Source organism: Paenibacillus sp. Marseille-Q4541 (assembly GCF_018310695.1).
Classification (GTDB): domain Bacteria; phylum Bacillota; class Bacilli; order Paenibacillales; family Paenibacillaceae; genus Paenibacillus.
In genome coordinates, this window is record NZ_JAGXCY010000048.1 from 1 (window position 1) to 26,420 (window position 26,420).

Sequence of the window (26,420 nt, forward strand, 5' to 3'; positions counted from 1 at the left end):
GGAAGCTCCTCCAGTAATGATAGCTACTTTGTTATTTAATTTTCCCATTTTGCATGCTCCTAACGTAGTTTAATAGATTCGCTGACCCTAAACAGCCATAGATGCTTATGGTCAGTGGATTTTTATCTTGATGTGGCTCATATGGTTTTCATCTGATTTTGGCTGTACGTTTCAACTGTTTTATTGCTGTGCCATTTTCATAAATTGTTCGAAATCAGGGGCAGTTGGATTAGCAATATAATGTCCGCCCTCTACTTGTATCGTCTGTCCGGTAATAAACTTGGATTCATCTGAAGCCAGGAACACAACCGTATGTCCGATATCATCCGGCTCACCGTGATAAGGTAGCGCGTTATATTTCTCGAAGATATCCAATACTTCGGAAGGCATATTATTCTTGGCAGCCGGCGTCAAAATCAATCCAGGTGCGACTGCATTACTACGAATGTTGTGCTTACCATATTGGGTAGCAATATATTTCGTAAGATTGACGACACCCGCCTTCGAGGCCCCGTAAGCAACCCGAACCGCATCTCCAGCAAATCCTGCCATGGAAGCTGTATTAATGATTGAGCCTCCACCAGCATTAATCATATGGGGGATAGCGAATCTGGACCCCAATAACACACTCTTTAAATTGATATTCATGAGCCGATCCCACTCATCAAGATCAACGTTAACGATATCGAGATCCTTTTTTAGATTAGTCGAACCAACATTGCTGAACAGAGTCGTTAATTTACCATACTGCTGTACTGTAAATTCGACAGCTTCTTTAATGGATACTTCATCTCCGGCATCAAGAAATACACTTACTGCTTCGCCACCTTGGTTTTTAATATTCTCGGCGGCTTCTCTTGCCCCTTCAGCATTAAAATCAGCAATGACTACTTTAGCTCCTTCTTGTGCCATTAGGTTAGCAGTGGATAAGCCTATGCCTGAAGCGCCTCCAGTGATCAGCGCTACTTTGCCTTTCAATCGTGTCATTATTTGCATCCTCCTTAGTAATGAAAAATCATGATTGTGTACTACACTTAAATGGAAAAAGTATATCGAAAACAGTGTTGAGATATTAAATATATAAATATTAGACATCGAAGTATTAGACGTCGAAGTATCTGGTATAAATTAATGCAAAGAAACCGTTTCGTGTCCTTTGACGCTTTTTTATTACTCTATGTCTAGCCTAGGTTATTAATTCCATTGTCCTGCTTCTACTAGTTTCTTTTTACCGTTGAAAGCGATGACTAGCAATACAATATTTACGATTAACATAACCCCAACCGCATACAATATGGATGAATAGCTACCTGTCAATTGAGCAATGAAACCGTATGCTGGTAGAGCTACGATACCTGCGACAGCTAGTCCGATAACAGCTGAAGAGTAGATTTGTGCATACTCTTTATTACCAAACAATGCTGTTGTGAGTAGTGGTCCTAAAGTTCCGATTGAAGCGACTACGAATCCAAAGATAGCAATAGCAATATTAAAGATAATTGGGTTTTCAGGAACCGTTGTCAGTAAGGCAATTGGAACTAATCCTAGTGCCATTGCAAAGATCGCTGTATTTCTAGCACCTATTTTATCTGATAATGCACCGAAAGCTAGTGCCCCAATCATTACACCAATTGACCAGCCACCCATTGTACTACCTGCAAATGTGACATCATAGCCAATTCCCATTGCAAATGGTGCTACGTACTGACCGAAACTTCCGATGGAAGTAATGAAGAAGAAGAATAGAAGTAGTGCATAGAATGCAGTTGATTTTCTCGCTACAGCTGCTGCAATACCTTGAGCTGGAGTTGCTTGTGTTTTATTCTCATCCGTTACTTCATCTGCGCCTAATGCTTGTAAGCCTTTTTGCCCTGGAGCCATTCTGATTGTCAAGATAACAGTTGGAATAACCACCGCCATTACTAAGACGCCCAAGAAGATGTAGGTATATCTCCAGCCATCACTAGCGATCAAATTACCTGCCATAGGTTGAAGGATAGCCCCGAAAATACCACCTGAAGCAACCGTAATCCCCACTGCTAAGCCATTATGTTTTTTAAACCAATTGTTGATGAGTACAGGTGCCGCCATTTGAGTTACAAAAATAGATCCAATCGCCATAGGAATCGAGAATAAGTACCAACCCCATACCGAGTTCATAAGTCCAAACATTGCGAATGATCCGGCTTGTAAAATAACGCCTCCGATTAAAAGCAATCTAATATCATATTTACCCATCATCTTACCTGCAATAGGAAGGAATATCATCGTTACTATCGATGAAATACTAAAGTATAAGGATAGGCTTCCCATACCAATACCCAAATCTTCTGTTACAGGTGTCAAAAATAGCCCGCCGGCCGTCATAACGCCGCCTTTTGCAACACCAACCATTAGAGCAAGGCCTAATAATACCCACCATGCAAAATGGATTTTTTTCTTGTTGTGATTCATGATTTTTCCCTCATCTTCTCGTTGTATGAAACACCCAAAGTTGCTTCATATCCATCAATTTATATTTTTAATATATAGTTCGTATTTCATTTTATTGAGATATAAGAATTAACGCATTTTGATAGATCCACCATCAACCATAATGGTTTGACCAGTAATATAAGCAGAATCTTCACTTGCTAGGAATACCGCTACACGTCCGATATCGCCTTCTAGTTCGCCAAGTCTTCTCATAGGGATCTTAGAAAGCATACCTTGATAGTACTCTGGGTTTTCCTCTGCCCATTGAACCAAACCAGGTGATTTAGCAATTGGAGCAATGATGTTTACATTAATACCGAAAGGACCAAATTCATTTGCTGCTACGCGAGTAGATGCACGAATCGCTTCTTTTGCAACTGCGTATGAAACTTGATTAACGTCTCCATTAATTCCAGCGCCAGATGCAAAGTTGATGATATTACCTTTTGTTTCTTTTAGATAAGGTAGTGCTGCTTGCATGAAGTAGAACGTTGGATAGAAACCAGTGTCAAAAGATAGATCGAAATCTTTTTGAGTTGTGTCTGCAATCGAATTCATTCGAGATGCATGTGCATTGTTGACCAAGATGTCAATTTTTCCGAACTTCTCAGCGACTGTTTTAACGATATCTGCTAATTTTTCATGTTCTGCTAGATTTGCTTGAATGAAGATAGACTCAGGCGCATACTCCTGTAGTTCTTTAATTGTTTGGTTCCCAGCTTCAGCGTTTAAATCGATAATGGCTACTGTTGCGCCTTCTTTAACGTAAGCTGTTGCTATACCTTTACCAATACCACCTGCTGCCCCCGTAATAATTGCGATTTTTCCTTCTAGTTTTTTCATCGTTGTCGTCTCCTTCGAGTAGATAATGTTGTTTTCGTGTTGCGATTGGTTCTAAAATATGTCGATCAAAAAGCTCGATATAGTAAAGTTACTTCCTTTTTGTAAGTTGAATCTTGCTCAATAATAACCCCTCTATTACTTTGTGTCAATATTGTGAAAAAAAGAACTTGTGGAGTCGATAAAGCCTTATATAGCATGGAAGTTTGTGAAATTTTGAACATTTTTAAAACAGATCGTAATCGACTATATAATTCCATTTAAATAGGAAGTTTTTACTTTTTAGGTTATTTATTTATGTAAAAACAGACATATATACAAATTTACGGAGGGTATTGCTAACTATGAATAAAATTTCCCAAGGGTATATTTTCATATTTTTTTTAATGAAATTTATATTGGCTGCTGTATCAATTCAATATTTCTAGCTGACTAGCCATAGGTATCCCATAACTAGATTCGCCAGGAGCAGAGTGTAGTGCATTTTTTCATGGTATGCTGATGGTTTAAAATCATTTATACTTTTATAGTTAAATATTTAATACACGAAAGAAGGACATTATGGGTTTTAAAGATGAATTTAAACGCGAAATGCGTAATGCAATGAAAGATGTAGAAAAAGAAGTACATAAAACGTGGAGGATTGATTATAAAGGGCATGATATTGAGGTTTTACACAAGTTAAAAGAAGAGATTCTGATCATAGATGGGATTACGGTTAATACGAATAAACGAAAATCTATATTTTCACATATCATGCCTTATTCCAAACTATCAGGAGTTCTTGATCTGGGAGATGGAGTAGAGCATACGGTTTCCGTTAAACTTGGTGGCTACATCAGGTTTAATTGTATTGTCAAAATCGACAATGATACAGTGCTTGATGATTCCTTCAAACTCGATTTTCTTCCGTGGAACCATAAAGACGAAATTGTTCCCTTTATTGAGCAACAAGTTCAAACACACAACAAAATAACAGATGATCGATTACCAGATGACGAGTACTTCTATGATGAGAATCATCCGCGAGTGGCCGCTGGCTTATCTGATCATATGGTAGATGACATACCTACTCCATTCTATGTGAAAAAACTACTAAAGTTATTTAAAAAACAGATCAATCACCCTACGAACAAAACACGAAAAGCGACATACGAGCATATTATTTTTGATAATATCGCTAGTTATCGTGAGGAATTCATTGAACGGTTCCAACAGGCTGAGTGGGACGAAACTCTCGTACAGCAGGAGGCATTATGGCTTCTTGAACATGCAGCGCATAGAGAGGTTGTAAAATTTTCAATCACCGTACTTGGTTGTACGAATTGTGAATCATATAAAGAACGACTATTCACCTTAGGTATGCATGAGGAATTCACCGCATATGTCATATTCGCGTTGAAAAATGGAACCAAGCAAGCAAATGAGCAAATTTGGAAACTCGCTCAGTCTGTCCATGGTTATGGAAAAATTGCTGCAATTGAAGAGCTGGAAGCAACTACGCCAGAAATAAAACAGTGGCTGCTGACCAAGGGCTGCGAGAATATCATTCCGAACGATTATTTAGCTTATACGTGTGCTATCAATGGAGAACTTGCGGTAGCATTATATGAAGAGACGATTTCAAAAGAGCTATATGATGGAGTAGGCCTTATCATCCAAACGCTATTATATGAAGAGATAGACCCTGAGGCCGAAGACTATTTATTTGAAAGCGCGATTCTTTATCGCTTCGTTAACCATGCGCGTATCCATTGCATAACACGTGAAGATGTTTATCCTCTTATGAAAATAAGTGAATTTTTAAATGATGAAGAAATATGGGAAGAAAGAATTGATGATGAGTGGAAGCAACAGGAACGTGCTTCTATTCAGCAAGCGATTGAGCCATTCATAAGTAAGTGCGGATAAAACAAAATAAAAAATGAAAAAGGCACCTATTTTACAATGGGTGCCTTTTCATTTTATTTGCTTTCTTCTTTGTAAAAGCGCTCGCCGGATTCTGGATTGAAATAAACGACTAATCTTTTATCAGTGGTTGGATCAATGGATATCTCATTTGTACGTATGAATCCTTCTGGAATTTGACTACCGTGTTTTGTTTTGAAACGGCGATCCCATACGAACCACGATCCGATAATTAAAACAATCAGAATTAAGAATTGGATGCCGTATACCCCTATAATCCACTCCATTGGTTATTCCTTTTCCACGATAACAGCTGTCCCGTAGGCTACAATCTCACTCATATTCTGACCGATTTCACCAGAGTCAAATCGCATCATGATAATCGCATTTGCACCCATGGCAGTAGCGTTTTTCACCATACGATCCATGGCTTGTTTTCTAGCATCTTCAAGCATTTCTGTATACTGATTTATTTCTCCGCCTACGAGTCCCTTTAGAGAAGCAACGATATCTTTCCCAAGGCCTCGGGCTCTTACTGTTAAACCAAACACTGGACCTAGCACTTCTGTAACCTGATGATTAGCAACATTCTCGGTTGTTACGATGATCATATGGAATCCACCCCTATAATAAATACTTTCTATTTATTATATACTATAGTTTTGAAAACATTATTTTTTCCATATCGGACAAAAGAAATATCTTAGTGACATTACTTTCTCAAGGCTGCAGCAGGCTCTGTACGGATTAGGTTATGGCTGGCTATTATGCTAATCACAATAACAACAACGCCTGTAGAAAGTATAGACAGCATGATTTGTAATGGCGTAATGATCATTGCTAGATTAAAAACGGTACTGATTACATAAGCACAGACAACGAGGAAAGCATTTAAGATCGCCGACATTGCCGATAGAAGCAGATTTTCGCTGACAATCATTTTTCGTATGGTTCCTCTATTAAATCCCAAAGCCGATAACAGCCCTAATTCCTTGTATCTCGAATTTTGCAGTTTGATGAGTAGTACTGTGCTAATAAAAAGTCCAATGGCTAAAATTAATATGGAAACGATTAAGAACAAGCGGCTAAGACTGTTGAATGTACTTTGCAAAGCTCCTACTTCTTTGGCTGAATCTTTACTTTCTATTTTTTGGTCAGCAAGCATTTGACTTACGGGAACGATATCTTCAAAATCCTTTACATCGTAACTAATGGAGTAGTGTTTTCCACTCTCCACATCTTTATAAAATTGCTGTTCAATATCGGAACTTACAAAGAAGTCATCGTAGCCAGCATTAAAAATACCGCTTATCGCTAGCCTATATTCATGTACGCCATATTTTAAGGTAAGTTCTTTGCCAATCAAGTTACGAATATCACTCTCAAACTTTTTAGCAAGGCTTGGGCTAAGTGAAATTTCCTGTTGGCCAGCTTTTGGCATCGTACCGTAGGACATATTTTCCGTAGCTTTTGGCATTGGGTATTTCTCTGCCATTTTTTCGGTTTTATCGCCCAAGCTTAAAGTGACATCTGTTATTTTGTATTGATAATATACATTTTCGATGCGCCCATCAGAACTCAGCATTTTATAAACGGTTCCGTTATCCTCGCCTTTGATATATCCGTTATTATAAGCGGTGTTTTTATCCTTAAAATCGGAAATGGATTTGTCCATAATATTCCCTGAAGATAAGGACAATATGAACGCAAGGATACCGATGGAAATGGCCAAACTGACAGCGATATAGCGTGTGATATGAACCTTGAAGTTCTTAAGCCCTAGCTTGAAAGCAGATACTTTGTTAGCCATATTTAAGCTGAGACTATGATCACCAGTACGGTCTGTTTGCGTGTCGATATTTTTTGCAATCAATTTTCCGCTCTCGATATAAATAACATCATCCGCATAGCTACAAATCTTCTGATCATGAGTAATCACAATAACCAAGCGGTCTTTTGAAATTTCTTTTAATAGTTTCATGATCTCATCTGAGTTGTTACGATCTAACGCCCCCGTCGGCTCATCCGCTAAGATAATACGAGGGTTACTAATTAACGCCCTTGCAATAGCAACTCTTTGCTTCTGACCGCCCGAAAGATTTTCGATTTTTTCATTCGTCTTTTGTGACAATCCTAATTTGTTTAACAGTTCTATCGCATTTTGTCTATTTACCTCTTCACTTGAAGTATTTAGCTCACAAGCAAGCAAGATGTTCTCAAGTACGGTATATCCGCTTAAAAGATGATAATTCTGAAAGATAAATCCGATATGATCTCTACGATAAGCACACAATTCATCTGCGTTCATTTTGCTTATAGAAGTATCCCAAACGGTTATATCACCGCTATACTTACTGTCAAAGCCTGCAATCATATTTAGCAGCGTGCTTTTACCAGAGCCGGATGCACCTAACAGGCAAGTGAGTCCGTTGCTTGGAAATGTATAGCTTGTATCATCAAAAACAAGTGAATTACTATAGCTTTTTATTAGGTTATTTATTTGAATCATTATCGGTCACCTGTCTTCAAAGCTTTGGTTGTATTGGTCTTAATGATAGTAACAGCAGTTATAAAGTAAGCCACAACGGCTAATACAGCAATCAGCAGGACGCCGGTTAACAACATTTCTGAATTAAGAATGTTTACGTCGAACAAGCCTGTAGTGGCTAGATCGATAAGAGGTGAAGAAACAAGCATCAACAAGATCGCTGCAATGGTTGCTGTTATCATTTCGGTTAAGTTAAGCAGGCTCAGATGAGCATGGTTAAAGCCACTGACTTTATAAATTGCAAATTCTCTTTTTCTCATAAAACCTGTAATCAGGAAGATCGCACCAACCATAACGACAGACAATATTCCGATGAGTACACTTGCAGAACCTGACTGTTCCGTTGTTTGCTCGTTTAATCGAACAAGATCCTCAACAAGTTCAAATCTGCCAAGAGGCACAATACCTATTTCGTTAAGCTCGTCTTTAATGGAAATCATATCAGCCGGAGTCTTTGCTCGAATAAGAAAATTCATGGTGTCATTATTAATTTCTGCTTGTCCTCTCAAATCGTCAAGTGCGGATTTGCTGAAGAAGAAAGCGTCAGTAACGGCATACTCTGTTATGTTGCCTTCATATTCAATAAATTGCGAAGTATCTGCAACGCCTACGATTTTTGCGGTTATAGATGCAGCTTTTAAGACAGGCTCTCCAGTGTCCCAATTGTAAATAGAGCCGTTAAAATCAATTTCTTTGCCTATTGCCTGCTCGTTTGATATTCCGAGTGTTTTAACAAAACTTTCTGGGACAATAACCTCGTTGCCTTTACCTGTCGGCATGTTTCCCGCTACCAGCTTATTGATTGCCGGTGAACTGCCTGTGCTTTGTATTTGATATTCTTTGCCGCTAACCGTTACTTTAATATCGTCAAACGCTTGTAAAAAAGCAGTAAAGTCAACACGCTGATCGCCTACATATTTATCATATAGTCCACCAATGTCCTGGTTTACATTAGCGTCTGGCTGTTCTTCCATATTGCCGTCTGCTCCTCCCACACTCATGAAACTACTAACTACAGTAATATCATTAAGTCCTTGGCCATACGTATCAATTAGCTTGTCAAATTCACCTTGACTACTATTCTCCACCGTCCCATTTACAGTGGTAAGGAGTAATATCCCTGCTACCATAAGAGTTAAAGCAGCTATTGCAAATCGTCCGAATTTGCGTTTAATAGTCGACTTTGTAAGTGTAAAAGCATTCTTTATAGATAAACGATGGCTGTTCTGTACTTTAAGCTCGGAACTTTTGCCAGGTACAATTTCAGGTTTGGAGATAAGCTCACCCTTATCAAGCTCATACACGTTATCTTTAGACGTGATCAAAGAAGTATCATGAGTTACGACGATGACGGTTCTACTCTTAGAAATAGCTTTCAGAATATCCATGGTTGTTTTTGCGGTTTTTTCATCCAAGGCACTGGTTGGCTCGTCCGCAATAATAACCTGTGGATTTTTCATAAGCTCTCTTGCGATGGCAACACGCTGTTTTTGACCGCCAGATAGATTTTTCACCTTTTGATGAGCAAGGTTAAATATATTAAGGTCTTTTAAAATGGTTTCGGCGTACTTTTGATTTTGATTATTTTTTAAGTAATGTGGTAACAACACATTCTCTAAGACCGAAAAATCTTCGAGTAAATTAAAATCCTGCCAAACAAACCCGAACACATTGTTGTAGAAATAGCTTTTTTCATTGGAGGTTAATTGTTTAATACGTTTATTGCAATAGTAAACCTCACCGTCAAATTGTTGCTCCATACCGCTTAAGATTTTCAAAAGAGTTGTTTTACCGCTCCCCGAAGCACCGACTATAAAATTCAATCCTTTTCCCATTGTGAAGGAAATATTATTCAATGCGAATTCGCCGTTATATTGTTTGGATACGTTCTTAATTTCAAACATTCTATTTTCCCCTTTCAGTTTTGCTAGTTTTTCTTTACAAGTGCTAGTTTCCCATCTGAAATACCCCAAATTTCATCAGCATAGTCTGCAACTTTTTTGGAGTGCGTTACAATGATTACACACTTGTTTTCCTTTTTTGAAAGGGAAGTAAGTATTTTCATAATGCTATCTTCGGTTTCGGTATCTAAGTTTCCCGTTGGCTCGTCTGCAATGATGATGCCAGGATTGTGTGATAGAGCTCTTGCAATACCAATTCGCTGTTGTTCACCGCCGCTTAATTTTAGTACCTTTCGATCCGCGGTTTCTTTATCAATTCCTACACTCTGCAATAAGGAATAAGCATATTGTTTTTTATTCGTTACACTCATACCGCTAATGTCAATGGAGAGCATAATATTGTCAATGGCTGTGGCATTCGTAAGCAAATTATAGCTTTGAAAAATAACACCGATTTTGTTAGAACGATAGTTATCACGGTCAATCTTTTTTATATTTTCACCGTTATAAAGTATTTCGCCCTCTTTACAGAGGTCAAGCCCTGATAGCAACGCTAGAAGTGTCGTTTTACCGGAACCTGACTTGCCGACGATTGCATATGTTTTTTTAGGCTCAAATTCAATGTTAATCTCATTGAGAACTTTCTTTTTAGTGCCATCATAGACATAGGAAAGGTTTTTTACTGCGAGTACATTCATTTTATGACCTCCTTAATTTCTTTCTGATAATATTTTTATAGGCTCATATTTTGTGATATACACAAGTGACATGGAGTTTGAGATGATGACAAGCAAGCTGCCAATAAGGAACATCGCTAAAATAACGCATGCGTCCAGTTTCACATGTAATGAGTTAATGATTTCATCTGTATTCGGCATAGCCACACCGGATCCGCCTAAATTACCTCCCATATTCTCCATTTGTTCTTGTCTTTGCTCAATTTGGTCGGCTAGCAGTTTGTCCGATATAGGCTGTGCTGCAAAGCTGCCCACTCCAAGTCCGACAGTAATGGCAAGCATGGTTACAACAATTGATTCATATAACAAGGATTTAATAACCTTGGTTTTTTTCATTCCGATAGCTCTCAAAACACCAATTTCATATTTACGCTCTCTTAGAGCAATGAGATTAAGTAGAACAAGAATAATACCGCCTAAAATAAGCACTACGATTAAGAAGACGGTGCTTATCTTTTGCACGCTTTCAACAGGTCCTGCAATCTGTTTATACAGATATTCGTTATTGGTTAAGGAGTAATATTTACTGAGTCCTTTACTTTGAGCATCTTTTACAAAAACATCCAAATCACTAGGGGAATGTAAGAAATACTTAATGCGTGACATTGTATTTGCTTGTTTTCCTACTAGTCTCGTTGCTGTTTCGTACGTCGTTAAGATTTCATTGTTTCTTGTCATATATGGGTCTTTAAAGGCAAAGTCACCGGTGTTGTCTTTGGTTAGATCTTTATAAATGCCTGTTATTGTAAGGGTAATATCTTTATTCGCATCGGCGATCGAACGAATAGTGATGACATCCCCGACTTTTAAGCTGTTTTTCTGTGCCAAATTTTCACTAATAACAATTTCATCATCTTTTTCAAATATTTTTCCTTCTATAATTTTGCGTTCGCCTTTTTTAAATTCTTCAAATAATTCATAGGACGAGCTTCCAATTACTTTTAAATTTGGAGGGCCGATATCAGGACCACCACCTTCAGCATTTGCGCTACCCTGAACTTCTGCATTCCCTTCTTGATTTATCGCATTGATTTTTTTTGACACAGCTGGAGCTTCTAAATAAAAGTAATAGTCTTTTACATACTCGGAACTTGCGTATTTTTTAAGCTGATCTAGGGTTACTTCGGGGAAATCTGTTGTAATCCCATCTTCGTAAAGCTTTGAATAATCAAGCTCAACATTAACTTCACTACCAAACTGATTTTTATAATCGGTTATGATACTACTTGTTGCACTGTTAATTACCAGTGAAATTACACAAGTGATAGCGATAATGACCAATACAACACCTATTAAAAGGTTTCTTCCTTTGTTTCTTCCTATGTTTTTAATTGCATTCTTGAAAATATACATTGTTGTTCCTCCCCAAGTTGTTGAAACCATCGTATTACAAACGATGTTAAATTCCTGTTAAGGATGGTTGTGTTATGCATTAAATGCTTAACAAAGATTTAACACATACTTGAGGTACACTATAAAAAAAGAGGTGATTTGTGTATGAGGATACTTGTCGTAGAGGACGAACTTGATTTGCAAGAAGCGATTGCAGATGGGCTTAGAATAGATGGTTATGCTGTAGATACTTGTGATAACGGTGAAGCTGCTTACGAGCTTATCTATGAAGTGAATTACGATTTGGTTGTACTTGACTTGAATCTTCCCAAAATGGATGGACTTGAGGTTTTGGAAAAGATACGAGATGAAAAGCCTGAATTAAAGGTACTTATTCTCAGTGCAAGAAGTAGTGTTCATGACAAAGTAAAGGGCTTAGACATAGGGGCAAACGATTATTTGGTAAAGCCATTTGATTTCGCTGAGCTGGAAGCAAGAATACGAAATTTGTTAAGGCGAAAGTTTGTGCAAGAAAGTAGTATGCTTTCCTGCGGTGCAATGAAGGTGGATTTATCAAAGCGTATTGCAGTTGTTGATGAGCAAGAAATCTCATTTACAAAAAAAGAGTTTGCACTGCTTGAATATTTCTTGCTTAACAAAGATAGAGTGGTCAGCCAAGAAGAACTGATTGAACATGTTTGGGATCAGCATGCGGATAGCTTTAGTGGTGCGATTCGGGTTCATATTGCAACGCTCCGAAAAAAACTAAAATCTGTTTTAAATTACGACCCCATTGGAACAAAAATCGGAGAAGGATATTTTTTATCAGAAGGGGGCGGTGATGTTCATGCTTAAGAAAATGCCAATTCGATTGCGACTTACGGTGATGACGGTTGCTCTTTTAACGATTTGTTGTGTAGGTCTTACCCTAATACTTAATATATCTGCTGATAGAATGGCTACAAGGATTAGCGCATCTCTTGTGTTACCAGCACAAGAGGTGGGGGAAGATGGATCGGTTGATGAAAGCTTTCAACCACCGGCAATTGGTATGGCTCCTACCACTCCATCTGCTGATTCCGAGCAAGCAAGAGTGGATTTTAAAATGGATAGTATTATGTATATGTTGTTAGTTGTTATTCTCGGGGGATTCTTAACCTACTATATTGCGGGTAAGGCATTGAAACCTCTGGATACATTAAATGGTCAAGTGAAAAACATAAATGTACATAATCTATCTGAAACATTATCTGTGCCGCCTACAAAGGATGAAATTGCAGAGCTTACGGTGACATTTAATGAAATGACGGATAAGTTAGATCATGTTTTTATGATGCAAGGACGATTTTCCGCAAATGCCGCCCACGAGCTTAGAACACCGCTTGCTGTATTACAAACAAAGGTAGATGTATTTAAGAAGAAAACGGATCATACCAAAGAGGAATATGATGCTCTTATCCATGTTATTGAAAAGCAAACCCATCGCTTGAGAGGACTCGTAGGTAACCTCTTGGACATGACAAATATGGACGATATCGGTGAGCAAAGCAGCATTTACGTAAAGGATATTTTTGAGGATATTATCTCTGAGCTCTCTCACATAGCTAAAGATAACCAGGTTACGCTATCCTTAGATTGTGATCATAGCGTTATATTTGGAAACACGGACTTATTGTATCGTGCATTTTACAACCTTGTGGAAAACGGTATTAAGTACAACATTGAGGGCGGAACGGTTGAGGTTATTGTAAATAGATTAGGTAAAGAACAGGTTTCAATTCAGATCAAGGATACAGGCATCGGCATCGCTAAAGAAAACAAAAAGAATATATTTGAACCTTTTTATTGTGTTGACAAATCACGCTCCCGTCAAAAAGGTGGTGCAGGCTTGGGACTTTCGATTGTTGATAGCATTATTAAAAAGCATCATGGTACGCTTACGGTTACCGATAATGAAAATGGCGGAACTTGCTTTAATGTCATCTTAAAAGGGTCGGAAAAGAAGCAATTCTGAGGGATAAGGAAACGAATTGTGAGTCGCTCAATCAACGGTGATTGAACGACTTTTGTTTATTTTCATTAAGATACGCAGGGAATGACAGCCGCAATAAGGTACCTGTCGATGCCGTTTGGAGTAATTCGATTGTTCCGCTGTTTGCTTGGGCGAGTAACCGGCAGATCGACAACCCGAGACCGAGTCCTTGCTTTTTCTTGCGGCGACTGTTTCCTCTATAATAGCGTTCGAAAATATATGGAACTTCATCGGGAGCAATCCCTTTTCCATTGTCAGAAATATCGATAGTGAGCATCGATTCAGTCGATCTTGCCGTAATCTTGATGATTGTAGCCGAAGCTGCGGCGCTGTTACTTAGCAAGTTGAGGAAAATTTGCTTCAAATGTGATTGATCACAGGTACATAGCAAATCGGAAGGAAGCACCTCAAGTTCCACTTGAACAGGTGCAGATGCTTGAATTGTATGGAACTGATGAATGATTTCCTTTACTAGTGGCTCAAGTAAGACCTGAGACTTTTCAGGGTGAATCACACCTGACTCCATTGAAGAAAAATTAAGCAGATCGTTCACCATCACTTGCATCCGTTTTGCTTCATTTAACCCAATATTTATGAACTCATCCGCTTTGCTTCCTGTGACTACGCCTTCCTGAATAGCTTGGAGCATACCGCGGATTGAGGTAATCGGCGTACGCAGCTCATGTGAAACTCCTGCGAGCAGATCGGTACGCATACGTTCAAGTTGGTTTAGACGTTCAGTCATTTCGTGAAAAGCCTGAATAAGTCCACTAATTTCACTTTCCTTGACGAGGCTCGGATCAGGCAAATACGGCTGGTAATTACCTGATGAAAGTTGGTTAGCTGCACTAGCCAGTTGTATGAGTGGCCTTGTGAGAGAGCGGGACAATACGAAAACGACAGCCCAGCCGCATAAGGTAATAAGCCCAAATGTAACCACAATGAGTCCGTATATTTGGGGTAAACTACTCTCGTTATATTGGGCGGTCATATAGAGCGTTCCTGAAATTTGGTTGTGTTTATAGAAGGGTACACCGACTCGTAGCCACTTTCCAGACGGTGTATCGATCTTCTCACGAATTTTTTCGCCTGAAAGGACTTCGTTTTGTTTTGGCGGGGAGTAGAGGTAGACTCCTTGCTCCGCGTATGAATTGCTGAAAAAATAAATCATCTCACCTGAAAGGTTAAATAGTTGAAATTGATAACCATCCGGAATCGAAGGAATGAATTCCACGGGGATCGAAGGAATCGATTCCTGCAATGGGATATTTTCTGTGGGGGTTGGTGGCATTTTTTCTGAAGAATGTGCAGGTGACACCATAGTGCCTAATTGCATAAAATCGTCCATTTTGCTGAATGAATCGCTCATCATTGCAGATCTTGCCTCAAGTAGCTGAAACTGCTGTTCCACAGTACTCATTCGAATCCAGTACATGCCCAATAAACCTATCCCCATAAGCATAATGAGTAGAATCATCATATAGCGCCATGTCCAATATCGCACCAAGGAAACAGAGGTAGCTTGCGGCTTAGCTTCTACATTGTTGTGTATGGACTTGCCTGGATGCTTAGTAAACACGGATACTGTACCCCATTCCTCTTATTGTTTCGATTTCACCCTCGCTTGCTGGCCATTGTTGGAGACTCTTACGTAGCCGTTTAATGGAGGTATCGACAGAACGATCGCCACCTTCGAAGTCGATTCCCCACACTTGATTAAGTAAATGATCGCGTTCAAAGCATTGATTTGGATGCTCCGCTAGAAAAGTAAGCAGTTGATATTCACGGGGAAGCAAAGAGATCTGCTCAGTTCCGACGGTAACCGTCCGAGTGCTCGCGTCAATAACCAAACTACCGAGCCGCATAATATTCGAATCTATCATATAGACTGAACGGCGAAGTACTGCTTGAATGCGTGCCATGACTTCCTGGGGATCGAATGGCTTGGCAATATAGTCGTCCGCCCCTTTGTCAAATCCTTGAAGACGCTCTGGTACAGCTCCGCGTGCTGTAAGAATGATGACGGGACAGCTTCCTAGTTGCCTAATTTGATGCAAAATATCAATTCCGGTCTGATCATTCGGAAGCATAAGATCTAACAATACGAGATCGGGTTTCCAACTGAGAAACTGCTCCATCACATCAATTTCACCCTCACCCGAATTCCACATTACTTCATAACCCTCTTTTTCCAAATAGGCTTGAAGTAAGCTTGCGATCGGCAGTTCATCTTCTACTATCAATACTCGCTTCAAGGAAATAACCATCCTTCCATAATCCTGTTTCATAGTACTAGTCTAACTAAAATCTATTCTATGGAACAACAGAGCTGTCCCAAAAGCTCTCCTGAGTAGAAGTTTACTTTTGTGACAGCTCTAGCTTCGCTTTATTTGTTATTTATTGTTTTTTTCTGCTTGTGTGGATGCTGTAGTTTTTTCAGCTTTCACGAGCTTTCCTTCTTTTTCAAGCTGAGCGATCAGTTCATCTACCGTGATGCCTTTTTCTTTCGCCATTTCGTCTAAGCTGATAGCTTCACTGGATTGTGTGATTGTAGTTGCTTTGCTGTCCATCGTTGAGTCGTTAGAGCCTGTAGCTTTTGTAGCTTCAGTTAAAGAAGCGGCTTTAGTTAACTTACCTTCCTTTTCAAGCTGAGCGATCAGTTCATCTACCGTGATGCCTTTTTCTTTTGCCATTTTAACGAGGTCTACGACGTTATCCGATTTTGCTGCTTCATTAACACTGATTGCTTTACTGGGATTATTGATTTTTTCAATTCCAATGTCACTGGATGCAAATGCAGATGTTCCGACAGCAGATACAGCAAGTACAAGTGAAGCGATGGTTAGTGATTTTTTCATATTCAATTCCTCCTAGAGTGTGGTGTGTATTACCATTTCAGTGTGCAGTTAGCACATTACTAAATGTAACTTCTGAATGTGTCAGGAATATGGCTACATATGCTTAACTTGGTAGTTATTGTGTGGTGCCTCGCTTTCAATCGTTACTTAAGATGTTGACCATATAGAAAAATAAGTAGTTTACTCTGGACGGAATCCAAAAATATTTCTTTTTCATTCAGCCTTGTAAACTGCTGGCTCTCATAAAATCCATAGTTGCATCTGTTGTCTGTATACACGTAGATTGATTCTACATCCATACTTCTCATGTAATCGGACAAATGGCGCATCAGCGTTTTTCCCACGCCAAGACCTCTCGATTCCCCAGATACAATGAACAACTCGATATAACCTTGAAAATCGTCTTCTTTTCCTTGAATAATTTCCTTATACGTATTTTGAACCTTCTCCAGTTCTTTAGCGGCTTTTTTATTCTCTTTATTCGCCGTGATGATTTTGAAATAGGCATTCGCAAGACTTAAACGATTATGTGTTTTCGCTAAGCAATGTTTATCTATTTGGGCTTTGCCAAGAATAATACCAATGACCCGGTTGTTTTTTACAGCGACTTTGCTGAAAGAACTGTCCAGAATACAGCTTTGTAAATAGAGGTTCAATATGACATCTAAAAATTTGTTGTCTTGAATAAGGTCATGGATACCGAATGCTTCATTTATTAATTCTTTGATGCGGTCATAATCAGCTTTCATAATCTCTCTATAGGTAACCTCACACATGTGGATGCACTTTCCTTTCTAATGGTGACTTCCTTTATAATGATCTTAAAGTCTCCCCTTAGAAGAGAGTCAAGGAAGGGCATGGAGAATGTAACGAAGGAGGACTTAAATGAAAAACCTGTTTTCGATCGGTGAAGTTTCCAAATTAAAAGAGGTATCTATAAAAGCCCTGAGATATTATCACAAAATGGGCATCCTGGTTCCCAGGGATATCGATCCCACGACAGGTTATCGGTATTATTCTTTAGATCAATTTATTTATATAGACGTCATTAAAGGCTGCCGTTCTTTTGGCACCAGTATTAAAGAACTTCAAGAGATTTTTAAAGAAAGTAACACTGACAAATTAATCGAATTTCTGCAACTGAAGAGACAGGAAGCGGAAGAAAATCTGAACCAAGTGAAAGAGGTTATTCAAAATATTGACAATTTAAACAAGAGTGTCGAGTCCTCAAAAGAAATACTAAATCAGGATCAGATCGGTATTCAATTTTTTGAGAAGCGTTATGTTTTGACAGCTCCATGCAAGGAAGCAGGCAGTCTGAAGGAGCTGTTGTATTATTCCGAGTTGGAGAAGATCATACGGAGTCAGCAAAAAAAAATGACAATGGAGAGAGGCATTCTGTACTTCCTGAATGCGGAGGGGGAACTCGAACCTCGCTATGTGTTTCATGGTTTTGAAGGCGACAAAAGCACAGAAGCCGATTCAGGTGTGCAAATCCTGCCGGAAGGAAGGTATGTAACTTGGGCTTATCGTAAGGAAAACGAAGTGGAACGCGTAAAAAAAGTATTAGACTATGTAGAAAAAAACAGTCTGAACGTAAAAAAATATATCGAGATCGAATTATATAACGATCTGTTTGATACGCAATCCTACAGTTGTCAGATCCAAATGCTAATCGAAAACGATAATCTGAATTAAAATGGATGAATAGGAGTTATTTTGAATTTGAACAAGAACAAAAATGAAATTAATAAATTCGTACTGGCATCAATCGAAACGATTGAGGAAGTCGATTTTCTGCTCATGACGCAGTTAACAGCATGGTTTGTACTTTCCGGTTACCTGGAAATTATGCGAAATGGTTCGGATATTTTGATTCGGACAGGCGATATTTTTGTTTTGAATAAAGGTGATATTGTTCGTGTGATTGGCAGTGAAGAGAATGTGACGCTCACGGTAAAGTTTCTAACGAGTGAGTATCAAGAGGAGTTTCCTCCATTTAAACTTAACATGCCACTATCGATGGTGTACAAAAAAGACGGATATGAGCTTGTGAAAAATGGTATGGCGTATTTGTACGTCGAGATGATTTATCCAGGAGTCGGTTCTGATTATATCATCGAGGGGTATTCGAAACATTTAATCGGACTGTTCCACCGGCACCTTGGGTGGGTAGACGAAAAGGAGCAAGTGCACGCTGCTTCGGATAAGGTGAAAGAAATTGTATCTTATATCAATGTTAATTATGCCGAGAAACTGAGTTTGGACGAGATTGCTGAAAAGTTTTATAGTAGCAAATACTACTTGGCCCATTCCTTTAAAAAGCAGCTAGGAATTTCAATCGGAAACTACATTAAAGAAGTACGATTGTTTCATAGCTTACGCATGCTGGAGAGTACGAACGACAAGATTGTCATGATCGCTTTAGCCAACGGATTTCCCAATGTACGCTCATTTAACGAGGCATTTAAAATAAGATATAAGCTTACACCCGCTGAATTTCGCGAAGAGCGTCAAATTAGAGCGGTGCAGAATCATGCCGACGGGGAACTATCCCAAGATGTATTAGCGTTACTATCTCCATATGTGTCTCTAGGCGAATTACCGGCTAACTCATCTAATGTTCCGGATCGCATCGAGGTTCAACTGGATTTGCAAAAAACGATTGGTCAGTATTCAAAGGTGAGTCATGTACTCAAAGTAAAGGGCGAACTTAAAGATAGCCGATTGATCGAAGTACGGGAGCGCTTTGGGGTGAAGTGGGTAGCGGTCAACCGAATCATCAAAAAAGTGGAGATACAACTAAATGAAGGCCAGCTTGTTTGTTCGTTTAGAGAGCTGGATCGAATGTTGCAGCAGATTGTGTCAGCCGGCATGTTTCCCTACCTTCAATTTCAATCTATAGATTTCGATGATTGGGAAGAGCGAGGATTCCATAACAAGGAATGGTTCGGGAAAGTGATTAGGCAATTAAATCTCCATTTGCAGCAAAATTATATGACAAACTCCGAATGGATGTACGAGTTCCGCTGTTTTTATGAATCGCAAAGTAGCGGGGAATTATGTCAGCCGCTAGTGAATGCGATTTCAACTTTTAAAGGATATAAAAACGTGGTCATTCATTTTCCCAAGGCTCCCGAAGATGCCGTGTCGCTTGATACAGATTGCCATAATACCGTTTATTGCATTGATGACTGGACACGTATGCGCAAGATTTCACTCGAAGCTGCACTTCATCATCTATTCGACGAAGCTTTTATTCGGGTTATTGGTGAGAATATGAACATGAAAAGTCAGAACCGTATTTTGGACCGAATGCTGTTTTACGAAAACGATGATTATCTACACGCCTATTCGGATCTAGCGCAAGCAAACGCAATTATTTGGCAATACATGAGCTTAATGAATCGTAGCCAAATAGCTGGCCACTACTTTCCGCCGTTGTCGCTCGATTCGGCCAAGCTATTTGAGTATTTTCCTGATGAACTGGCGAGTAAGATGTCATTATGCACACCGGATGGTCGTTACAAGGACAATTGGTACGCGACAGAGTTTGCGAGTCGCCTGTTTGATGAGCTTGTGTTTAAAAACAACTCTTGTATCGTGACAAAGCGGCAAGAGAATTATCGCATTTTAACCGTTTATCCAGAGGAAGAGGTACATCTGATTGTCAATCAGAACAATGAACAATCCAAATTAGCTTGGCATAAGGCAAAAAGTCCTTATGTTTTCGTAAAGCTAGACCTTACAAACTTAGAAGGAACGTATCGATTGACCAAGCAACGATTGACGCCTGAGCAGGTAGATCAGCGATCTGACCTAGCGGATTTAAGGAAATGTAAAAAATTGTCCTTTGAAGATATTACCTATTGGAATGCAATCAATCGACCTTCGAGAAGTGTTGAACACTTGAACATAAAGGGAAATTATACACTTGAATTCGAAGTTCCGATATTTGGGATCGTTATGATTGACCTAGAAAAAACGAACGTTTAATGCTAAATGTTGCTCTTTCGATTTTGTGAAAAATCGGATGATCGCAATATTTAGCTTTTTTTTCGACAAGATCCTCATAGTGAAAATGTAAGCGCTATATTAAGATTGAGGAAAATGAAAGACGAAACCGAGGGGTGTCGCCATGTTGAACTATTTTAAAACCAAACAAGCACAAAAAAAAGAGATCGTGCAAAAAGTGAAGGAAGATAAGGCGAAGCAGCGAGAGCGAAAACAAGAAATTAACGCTCTGCCGGAAGCGGAACGTAAAGCAGCCTTAGAACAGGACAGACAATTACGAAAAGAACAAAAGCAACAAAGAAAAATGGAGATGAAAGCTTTAAGCGGCAAAAATCGCAGAGCATTAAAAAGAGAAGCGAAGCGATACAAGAAAATTAAAAACAGACCAAGGCGTTTCGCTGGCTGGTCGATAGCGGGGCTTATTGTCATATTACTGTTTGTGCAATTCGGTCCCATTGCTTCTGGCATTATCGATGCGCTAACAGCCAAACATATCACGGCCGTAACCGATTCACCTGAGGCGCTTGCAGCACGCGAGCACGGAGGGAAAATAGCGGAAGAAATCGCGAATGAAGGCATTGTCTTATTGAAGAATGAAAAGAAACAGCTTCCATTACAGGATAAAAAGCTTAACGTCTTCGGAGTAGCGGCATTAGATTTACGATATGGTGGCGGAGGATCGGGTGCGGGCGATACTTCCCGTGCGGTTAATCTTTTCAAAGGGTTGGAAAATGCCGATATTGCGTACAATACCGAGCTTTATGAGTTGTATCAAGAAGTCGGTGCAAAAGCGGGGGTAGGTGCTAAGGCAAGCACCGGAATCGTTCAAGTTGTAAAAGGCATGTTAGGCGGGAATTCAAGCGATGAACCCATAATCGATTACTTATCGGACGAAGCGATAGCACAAGCAAAAGCTTATTCGGAAAATGCGCTCATTGTTATTGCTAGTGAGAGCACAGAAGCTAGCGATGCGACAGCTGAGCAGCTGGAATTGACAGAAAACAAACGTGCCTTGATTGAAAAGGTAGCACAAAGCTTTGAAAATGTGACGATTGTGATCAATGCGGGAAATGCACTGGAGCTTGGTTTCGTAGATGAATACGAATCCATTAAATCGGTATTGTGGATAGGAACACCTGGTCCTTACGGGGCAAACGCATTAGGAAATATTCTTGCAGGGAATATCAATCCATCGGGTCGTATTACGGATACGTATGTCTATGACAATTCATCGGCTCCGGCAAGCGAGAACTTTGGAGACTACAAATACGATAATTTGGAATACTCATTTCTCAATTATCAAGAAGGTATCTATGTGGGTTACCGTTTCTATGAAACCTTCTATGTAAATGACGAAGCAGGCTATCAAGATACGGTTTTATATCCTTATGGACACGGATTAAGCTACACAGATTTCGAATGGAAGGTCCTGAGCCAAACATTGTCAGAAGAAAAGATGGAACTGCAAGTCGAAGTGAAAAATGTTGGCGATCGGGCCGGAAAAGATGTTGTTCAAGTTTATTATTCGGCTCCATATATTGCAGGCGGTATTGAAAAATCGGCAATTGAACTGGCCACCTATGCAAAGACGTCTCTGCTGGAAGCGGGCCAATCCGAAGTGCTCACCCTTTCGTTCGCTACCGAAGAGATGGCTTCTTATGATATGAACGTAGAAGAAGCATATGTATTAGACCCGGGTACTTATGAGATTAAAGTAGCTCGTAACGTCCATGATATCGTAGCAAGCTATGACTTTGAGCTGGCAGAGAAAAAGATTTATAAAGAAGATAAGGATACCAAGACGGCTTACGAAAATCGCTTTGATTTAGCAAAAGGCGAAATCACGTATTTATCACGGAATGATTGGGAGAAGACGTATCCTTCCGATGAAAATATTAGTCATGAAGCACCGCAATATGTGCTTGACGCATTCTCTAAAGAGCCGGAAGTTTCAAATCTAGAAATGCCGACGGTTGGTGCCGATAACGGCTTAGTACTTAAGGATTTGAAAGGCTTAGCTTTTGATGATCCGAAATGGGATGCTTTCTTAGATCAGTTTACATTGGAAGAGATGATCGATTATGTAGCAAATGGTGCCTATCGAACGATGGCTATAGACCGTTTGGGCGTTCCAAAAACGTTGTTGATGGACGGACCTGCTGGATTCAGTTACTTCTTTAAGCCTATCGAAGCTGCATCATATCCGTCTGAAATCGTCGTTGCAGCTACATGGAACAATGATCTGGCGTATCAAATGGGAGAAGCGGTCGGCAAAGAAGCGCGAGCATATGGCATTCAAGGCTGGTATGCACCGGGGATGAATATTCACCGTACGGCACAAGGCGGTCGTAACTTCGAATACTTCTCCGAAGATCCAGTGCTTTCAGGAAAAATGGCAGCATCAATGATAAATGGTGCTGAGGACCAAGGCATTATTGCCTTCATGAAGCACTTTGCGCTAAACGATCAAGAAACAAATGCTCGTTCAGGGAATCTGATATGGGCCAATGAGCAAGCGATGCGCGAAATTTACTTGAAGCCGTTTGAGATTACAGTCAAAGAAAGCAGTCCTCTAGGCGCAATGTCTAGCTTTTCGATCATCGGGACTAAGTGGGCCGGAGCGAATTCCGTGTTGTTAAATGACGTTCTACGCAAAGAATGGGGCTTTGAAGGGTTTGTTTCGAGTGATGCAGTCTTTGGTTTTATGAAAGCGCCGGATGCGGTTGTGGCTGGAAATGACATCATGCTCGATATTATGACGCCAAGTAAAAATGAAAAATTGTTAAAAGAAGCGTACGAGAAGGATCCTTCAGGTATTGCAAACGGAGTTCGCACAAGTGTTCATCATGTGTTGTACACGATCCTGCAAACCTACTTATTCGAATCATAGGCGCTGGAATACGGGGTGAAAAGATTGAAGTATAGAACATTAATTGAAAGCATGACAGTAGAAGAAAAAGCGTCTTTAATGTCTGGCGCAAATTTCTGGAATACAAAAGCAATCGAGCGCCTGAATATTCCAAGCATTATGCTCACAGATGGACCGCACGGTCTAAGGAAGCAAGGGGGAAAGGCAGACCATCTAGGTTTAAATAAAAGTCTGCCTGCCACTTGTTTCCCGACGGCGGCAACCTTGGCTAATAGTTGGGACAGACAACTGATTTATGATGTTGGCCAAACGATTGGCAAAGAAGCAGCTAGTGAAAAAGTGAGCGTGTTGCTTGGGCCTGGATTAAACATCAAACGGAATCCTTTATGTGGACGCAACTTTGAATATTTTTCAGAAGACCCCTATTTAACGGGAGAATTAGCGAGCGAGATGGTTAAAGGCATTCAAGCGAACGGTATTTCTGCCTGCCCCAAACATTTTGCGGTTAACAGCCAAGAGCATATGCGGATGACGATTGATGAAGTTGTAGATGAACGCTCATTAAGGGAGTTGTATTTAGAAGGATTCAGACGTGTTGTAGAGAAGAGTGCGCCGAGAACCATCATGACCTCTTACAACAAAGTGAACGGGACGTTCGCCAATGAAAACACCCATTTGCTACAGGATATTTTGTACGGAGAATGGGGATTTAGTGGTGTCACCGTTACCGACTGGGGCGGAAATAACGACCGCGTTGCAGGGCTTAAGGCAGGAAATCAATTGGAAATGCCTTCGACGAATGGGATTACGGATCAAGAAATTGTGCAAGCCGTAAGAAGCAATGAGCTGGCCGAAGCAGTGCTGGATGAAGCGGTCGATCGTCTGCTTGAGCTAGTCTTTGCTACCCAGCTGCACGATCGCGACACGCAGCGTATTGATTATGATGTGCACCACGACAAAGCGGTTGAAGCTGCCAAGCGTTCGATTGTGTTATTGAAAAATGAGGACAATATTTTACCGCTTAGAGATAAAAAAGTTGCGATTATTGGTGATTTTGCCAAAAACCCTCGCTATCAGGGGGCAGGAAGCTCGCTTATTAATCCTGCTAAGTTATCAAATAGCTGCGATGTGCTGAGTCAATCTGGCTTGCCGATTGTTGGGTACGCGCAAGGCTTCAAGCGAATGGGCGGAAGTAATGATCGGTTACTACGGGAAGCCGTTACGTTAGCTGAAAAAGCGGATACGGTTCTGTTGTTCCTCGGGCTAGACGAAGGCAGCGAAGCGGAAGGTGTTGACCGCGCACACCTTGGCTTGCGTGAGAATCAGCTAGACTTGCTTCGTTCATTAACGAAAGTCAATTCCAATATTGTTGTTATTCTTGCTGGCGGCGGCGCCATTGAAATGCCGTTCGTACACGATGTAAAAGCTATCGTTCATACTTATTTATCCGGACAAGGAAGTGCCGAAGCGTTAACGAGTGTTTTACTTGGGGAGTACAACCCAAGCGGCAAGCTTAGCGAAACCTTCCCGATCGCATACAATGATGTTTCTTCTGCTCCTTATTATCCGGGCAAGGAGGCAACAGCAGAACATATCGAAGGTATTTTTATCGGTTACCGCTATTTTGATACCGCGGAGAAACCTGTATTATTCCCGTTTGGCTATGGGCTGTCCTATACAACTTTTGCGTATACGGATTTAACGGCTGAACAGCATCAGGCTTCGTTTACCATTACGAATACAGGGACGGTTGCGGGGGAAGAGGTTGCACAGCTCTACATTCAGAAACTTGATTCTTCTATATTTAGAGCGAAACGAGAATTAAAAGGTTTTGAAAAGGTGTTTTTAGAGCCAGGGGAAAGCAAACGTGTCACGATAGAGCTTACAGAACGTGATTATTCATATTATAATCCGACGACTCACGATTGGGCGGTTGAACCTGGAGCTTATGACATTCAAATCGGAAGTTCGATCCAGTCTATTCATTTGCATGAACAGATTACGCTCGAGGGGGATTCCGTTTCTTCTGAGCATACGAAGGATCAATTCCCGCATTATTTTAGCGGACATGTTCATGAAGTAACGGAATCGGAATATAAGCGACTTTTAGGTTACGCACCGCCATCGCCTTATTGGGACCCAAAACAGGATCTTGGATTGAACGACACCATCGCTCAAGCTAGATATAAGAATGGACTCGGGAAAACGATCTATCACGTAGTGCTATTCTTTAAGAAGTTTTTTGACGCAGTCAATAAACCTCTGCTCGCGAATAATGTCTACTTTGTTCTGAATATGCCGTTTCGTCAAATCGACCGCTTTACTGGCGGGAAAATTAGTAGAAAGCAAATCTTGAAGGTGTTGGATTGGATAAATAGATAACGAATAAAGGCCGCCTATTTTGGTGGCCTTTATTCGTTGATCGAAAAACGAGCCTATAGAATCGCTTCTAAGGCTCGTTTTGCACAAAGGGAAACATATTTTGATTCTTGTTAGAGTTTATTTTTAGTGTTTAGCCTGCAGCCCAAACATCTAATTCAATTTTTAATTCAGGTAAACCTAATCCTTTAATATAAGCTACCGTCATGGAAGGAGGAGTAGGACCGAATACTTTATTCCAAATGGCATAGAAATGACCCCAATCGATTTCTTCCGTAGCCCAAATGTTGATTTTAATGACATGATCAGGGGTCAACTTTTGAGATGAGAGGATTTCAACAATATTACTCATCGTATTCGTCACTTGTTGATTAAAATCTGTGGGGATATTATTGTTGTGATCGATACCAATTTGACCAGAGAAAACATACATTTCAGCATTTCTGCTTACTTTTGTTACATGACTATAACTTCCAACAGGTTTCGCTATATTTTCCGGATTATATCTACTAATTACATTATTATTT

General features: G+C 40.0%; 21 protein-coding genes. 7 read left to right on the forward strand and 14 right to left on the reverse strand.

What is annotated here, in order from left to right; translation table 11 throughout:
• Window positions 1-180: 180 nt before the first annotated feature.
• From KFT32_RS25095 to KFT32_RS25105, 3 genes are all read right to left on the reverse strand, one after another.
• Window positions 181-987, reverse strand: coding sequence for an SDR family NAD(P)-dependent oxidoreductase (locus KFT32_RS25095; protein ID WP_211750120.1), 807 nt, complete (start codon window positions 985-987; stop codon window positions 181-183).
• A 207-nt stretch (window positions 988-1,194) separates the two neighbouring features.
• The gene (locus KFT32_RS25100) at window positions 1,195-2,454 is read right to left on the reverse strand and encodes an MFS transporter (RefSeq protein WP_211750121.1); all 1,260 of its coding nucleotides are present in this window, start codon (window positions 2,452-2,454) and stop codon (window positions 1,195-1,197) included.
• Between the two features lie 108 nt (window positions 2,455-2,562).
• Window positions 2,563-3,318 carry an SDR family NAD(P)-dependent oxidoreductase gene (locus tag KFT32_RS25105; protein ID WP_211750122.1) on the reverse strand — a complete coding sequence of 252 codons (756 nt, stop codon included), beginning with the start codon at window positions 3,316-3,318 and terminating at the stop codon, window positions 2,563-2,565.
• Between the two features lie 558 nt (window positions 3,319-3,876).
• Here KFT32_RS25105 and KFT32_RS25110 point away from each other — a divergent pair.
• Window positions 3,877-5,226 carry a hypothetical protein gene (locus tag KFT32_RS25110; RefSeq protein ID WP_211750123.1) on the forward strand — a complete coding sequence of 450 codons (1,350 nt, stop codon included), beginning with the start codon at window positions 3,877-3,879 and terminating at the stop codon, window positions 5,224-5,226.
• Window positions 5,227-5,279: 53 nt separating this feature from the next.
• On the opposite strand, the gene KFT32_RS25115 is transcribed toward KFT32_RS25110, so the two are convergent.
• The 6 genes from KFT32_RS25115 to KFT32_RS25140 all read right to left on the reverse strand — a co-directional run bounded on the left by KFT32_RS25115 (window position 5,280) and on the right by KFT32_RS25140 (window position 11,762).
• Complete coding sequence (locus KFT32_RS25115) at window positions 5,280-5,510, reverse strand: hypothetical protein (RefSeq protein WP_211750124.1); 231 nt, start codon at window positions 5,508-5,510, stop codon at window positions 5,280-5,282.
• A gap of 3 nt (window positions 5,511-5,513) precedes the next feature.
• Window positions 5,514-5,834 carry a YbjQ family protein gene (locus KFT32_RS25120; RefSeq protein ID WP_211750125.1) on the reverse strand — a complete coding sequence of 107 codons (321 nt, stop codon included), beginning with the start codon at window positions 5,832-5,834 and terminating at the stop codon, window positions 5,514-5,516.
• Between the two features lie 101 nt (window positions 5,835-5,935).
• Window positions 5,936-7,732 (reverse strand): ABC transporter ATP-binding protein/permease, encoded by a 1,797-nt coding sequence (locus KFT32_RS25125; protein WP_211750126.1) that lies wholly within the window; start codon window positions 7,730-7,732, stop codon window positions 5,936-5,938.
• Window positions 7,732-9,675, reverse strand: coding sequence for an ABC transporter ATP-binding protein/permease (locus KFT32_RS25130; RefSeq protein ID WP_211750127.1), 1,944 nt, complete (start codon window positions 9,673-9,675; stop codon window positions 7,732-7,734). Before KFT32_RS25130 ends, KFT32_RS25125 begins: the two co-directional genes overlap by 1 nt.
• 23 nt (window positions 9,676-9,698) lie before the next feature.
• Window positions 9,699-10,370, reverse strand: coding sequence for an ABC transporter ATP-binding protein (locus KFT32_RS25135; protein WP_211750128.1), 672 nt, complete (start codon window positions 10,368-10,370; stop codon window positions 9,699-9,701).
• Between the two features lie 12 nt (window positions 10,371-10,382).
• The gene (locus KFT32_RS25140) at window positions 10,383-11,762 is read right to left on the reverse strand and encodes an ABC transporter permease (RefSeq protein ID WP_211750129.1); all 1,380 of its coding nucleotides are present in this window, start codon (window positions 11,760-11,762) and stop codon (window positions 10,383-10,385) included.
• A 144-nt stretch (window positions 11,763-11,906) separates the two neighbouring features.
• On the opposite strand from KFT32_RS25140, the gene KFT32_RS25145 reads away from it, so the two are divergent.
• Entirely contained in the window at window positions 11,907-12,596 is a 690-nt protein-coding gene (locus tag KFT32_RS25145; protein WP_211750130.1) for a response regulator transcription factor, read from the forward strand.
• The gene (locus KFT32_RS25150) at window positions 12,589-13,755 is read left to right on the forward strand and encodes a sensor histidine kinase (protein WP_349304951.1); all 1,167 of its coding nucleotides are present in this window, start codon (window positions 12,589-12,591) and stop codon (window positions 13,753-13,755) included. Before KFT32_RS25145 ends, KFT32_RS25150 begins: the two co-directional genes overlap by 8 nt.
• A 31-nt stretch (window positions 13,756-13,786) precedes the next feature.
• Here the strand turns inward: KFT32_RS25150 and KFT32_RS25155 are convergent, their stop codons facing one another.
• The 4 genes from KFT32_RS25155 to KFT32_RS25170 form a co-directional block, all read right to left on the reverse strand.
• Window positions 13,787-15,352, reverse strand: a complete 1,566-nt coding sequence (locus KFT32_RS25155; protein ID WP_349304952.1) for a HAMP domain-containing sensor histidine kinase — start codon at window positions 15,350-15,352, stop codon at window positions 13,787-13,789.
• Window positions 15,342-16,028 (reverse strand): response regulator transcription factor, encoded by a 687-nt coding sequence (locus KFT32_RS25160; RefSeq protein WP_211750132.1) that lies wholly within the window; start codon window positions 16,026-16,028, stop codon window positions 15,342-15,344. The genes KFT32_RS25155 and KFT32_RS25160 overlap by 11 nt, the downstream gene beginning before the upstream one ends.
• 138 nt (window positions 16,029-16,166) lie before the next feature.
• The gene (locus KFT32_RS25165; protein WP_211750133.1) at window positions 16,167-16,631 is read right to left on the reverse strand and encodes a hypothetical protein; all 465 of its coding nucleotides are present in this window, start codon (window positions 16,629-16,631) and stop codon (window positions 16,167-16,169) included.
• Between the two features lie 143 nt (window positions 16,632-16,774).
• Window positions 16,775-17,407 carry a GNAT family N-acetyltransferase gene (locus tag KFT32_RS25170; protein ID WP_211750134.1) on the reverse strand — a complete coding sequence of 211 codons (633 nt, stop codon included), beginning with the start codon at window positions 17,405-17,407 and terminating at the stop codon, window positions 16,775-16,777.
• A 109-nt stretch (window positions 17,408-17,516) separates the two neighbouring features.
• Between KFT32_RS25170 and KFT32_RS25175 the strand changes: the two genes are divergently transcribed.
• From KFT32_RS25175 to KFT32_RS25190, 4 genes are all read left to right on the forward strand, one after another.
• Complete coding sequence (locus tag KFT32_RS25175; protein ID WP_211750135.1) at window positions 17,517-18,329, forward strand: MerR family transcriptional regulator; 813 nt, start codon at window positions 17,517-17,519, stop codon at window positions 18,327-18,329.
• A 27-nt stretch (window positions 18,330-18,356) separates the two neighbouring features.
• The gene (locus tag KFT32_RS25180; protein ID WP_211750136.1) at window positions 18,357-20,627 is read left to right on the forward strand and encodes a helix-turn-helix transcriptional regulator; all 2,271 of its coding nucleotides are present in this window, start codon (window positions 18,357-18,359) and stop codon (window positions 20,625-20,627) included.
• A gap of 142 nt (window positions 20,628-20,769) precedes the next feature.
• A complete protein-coding gene (locus tag KFT32_RS25185) occupies window positions 20,770-23,535 on the forward strand; it encodes a glycoside hydrolase family 3 N-terminal domain-containing protein (RefSeq protein WP_211750137.1) in 2,766 nt (921 codons plus the stop codon).
• Window positions 23,536-23,559: 24 nt separating this feature from the next.
• Window positions 23,560-25,896: a glycoside hydrolase family 3 C-terminal domain-containing protein gene (locus KFT32_RS25190; protein ID WP_249436132.1), complete on the forward strand. Its 2,337-nt coding sequence runs from the start codon at window positions 23,560-23,562 to the stop codon at window positions 25,894-25,896.
• Window positions 25,897-26,026: 130 nt separating this feature from the next.
• Here KFT32_RS25190 and KFT32_RS25195 read toward each other — a convergent pair.
• Window positions 26,027-26,420: RidA family protein (locus tag KFT32_RS25195; protein ID WP_249436133.1), on the reverse strand; the 394-nt coding region annotated here is incomplete at its 5' end.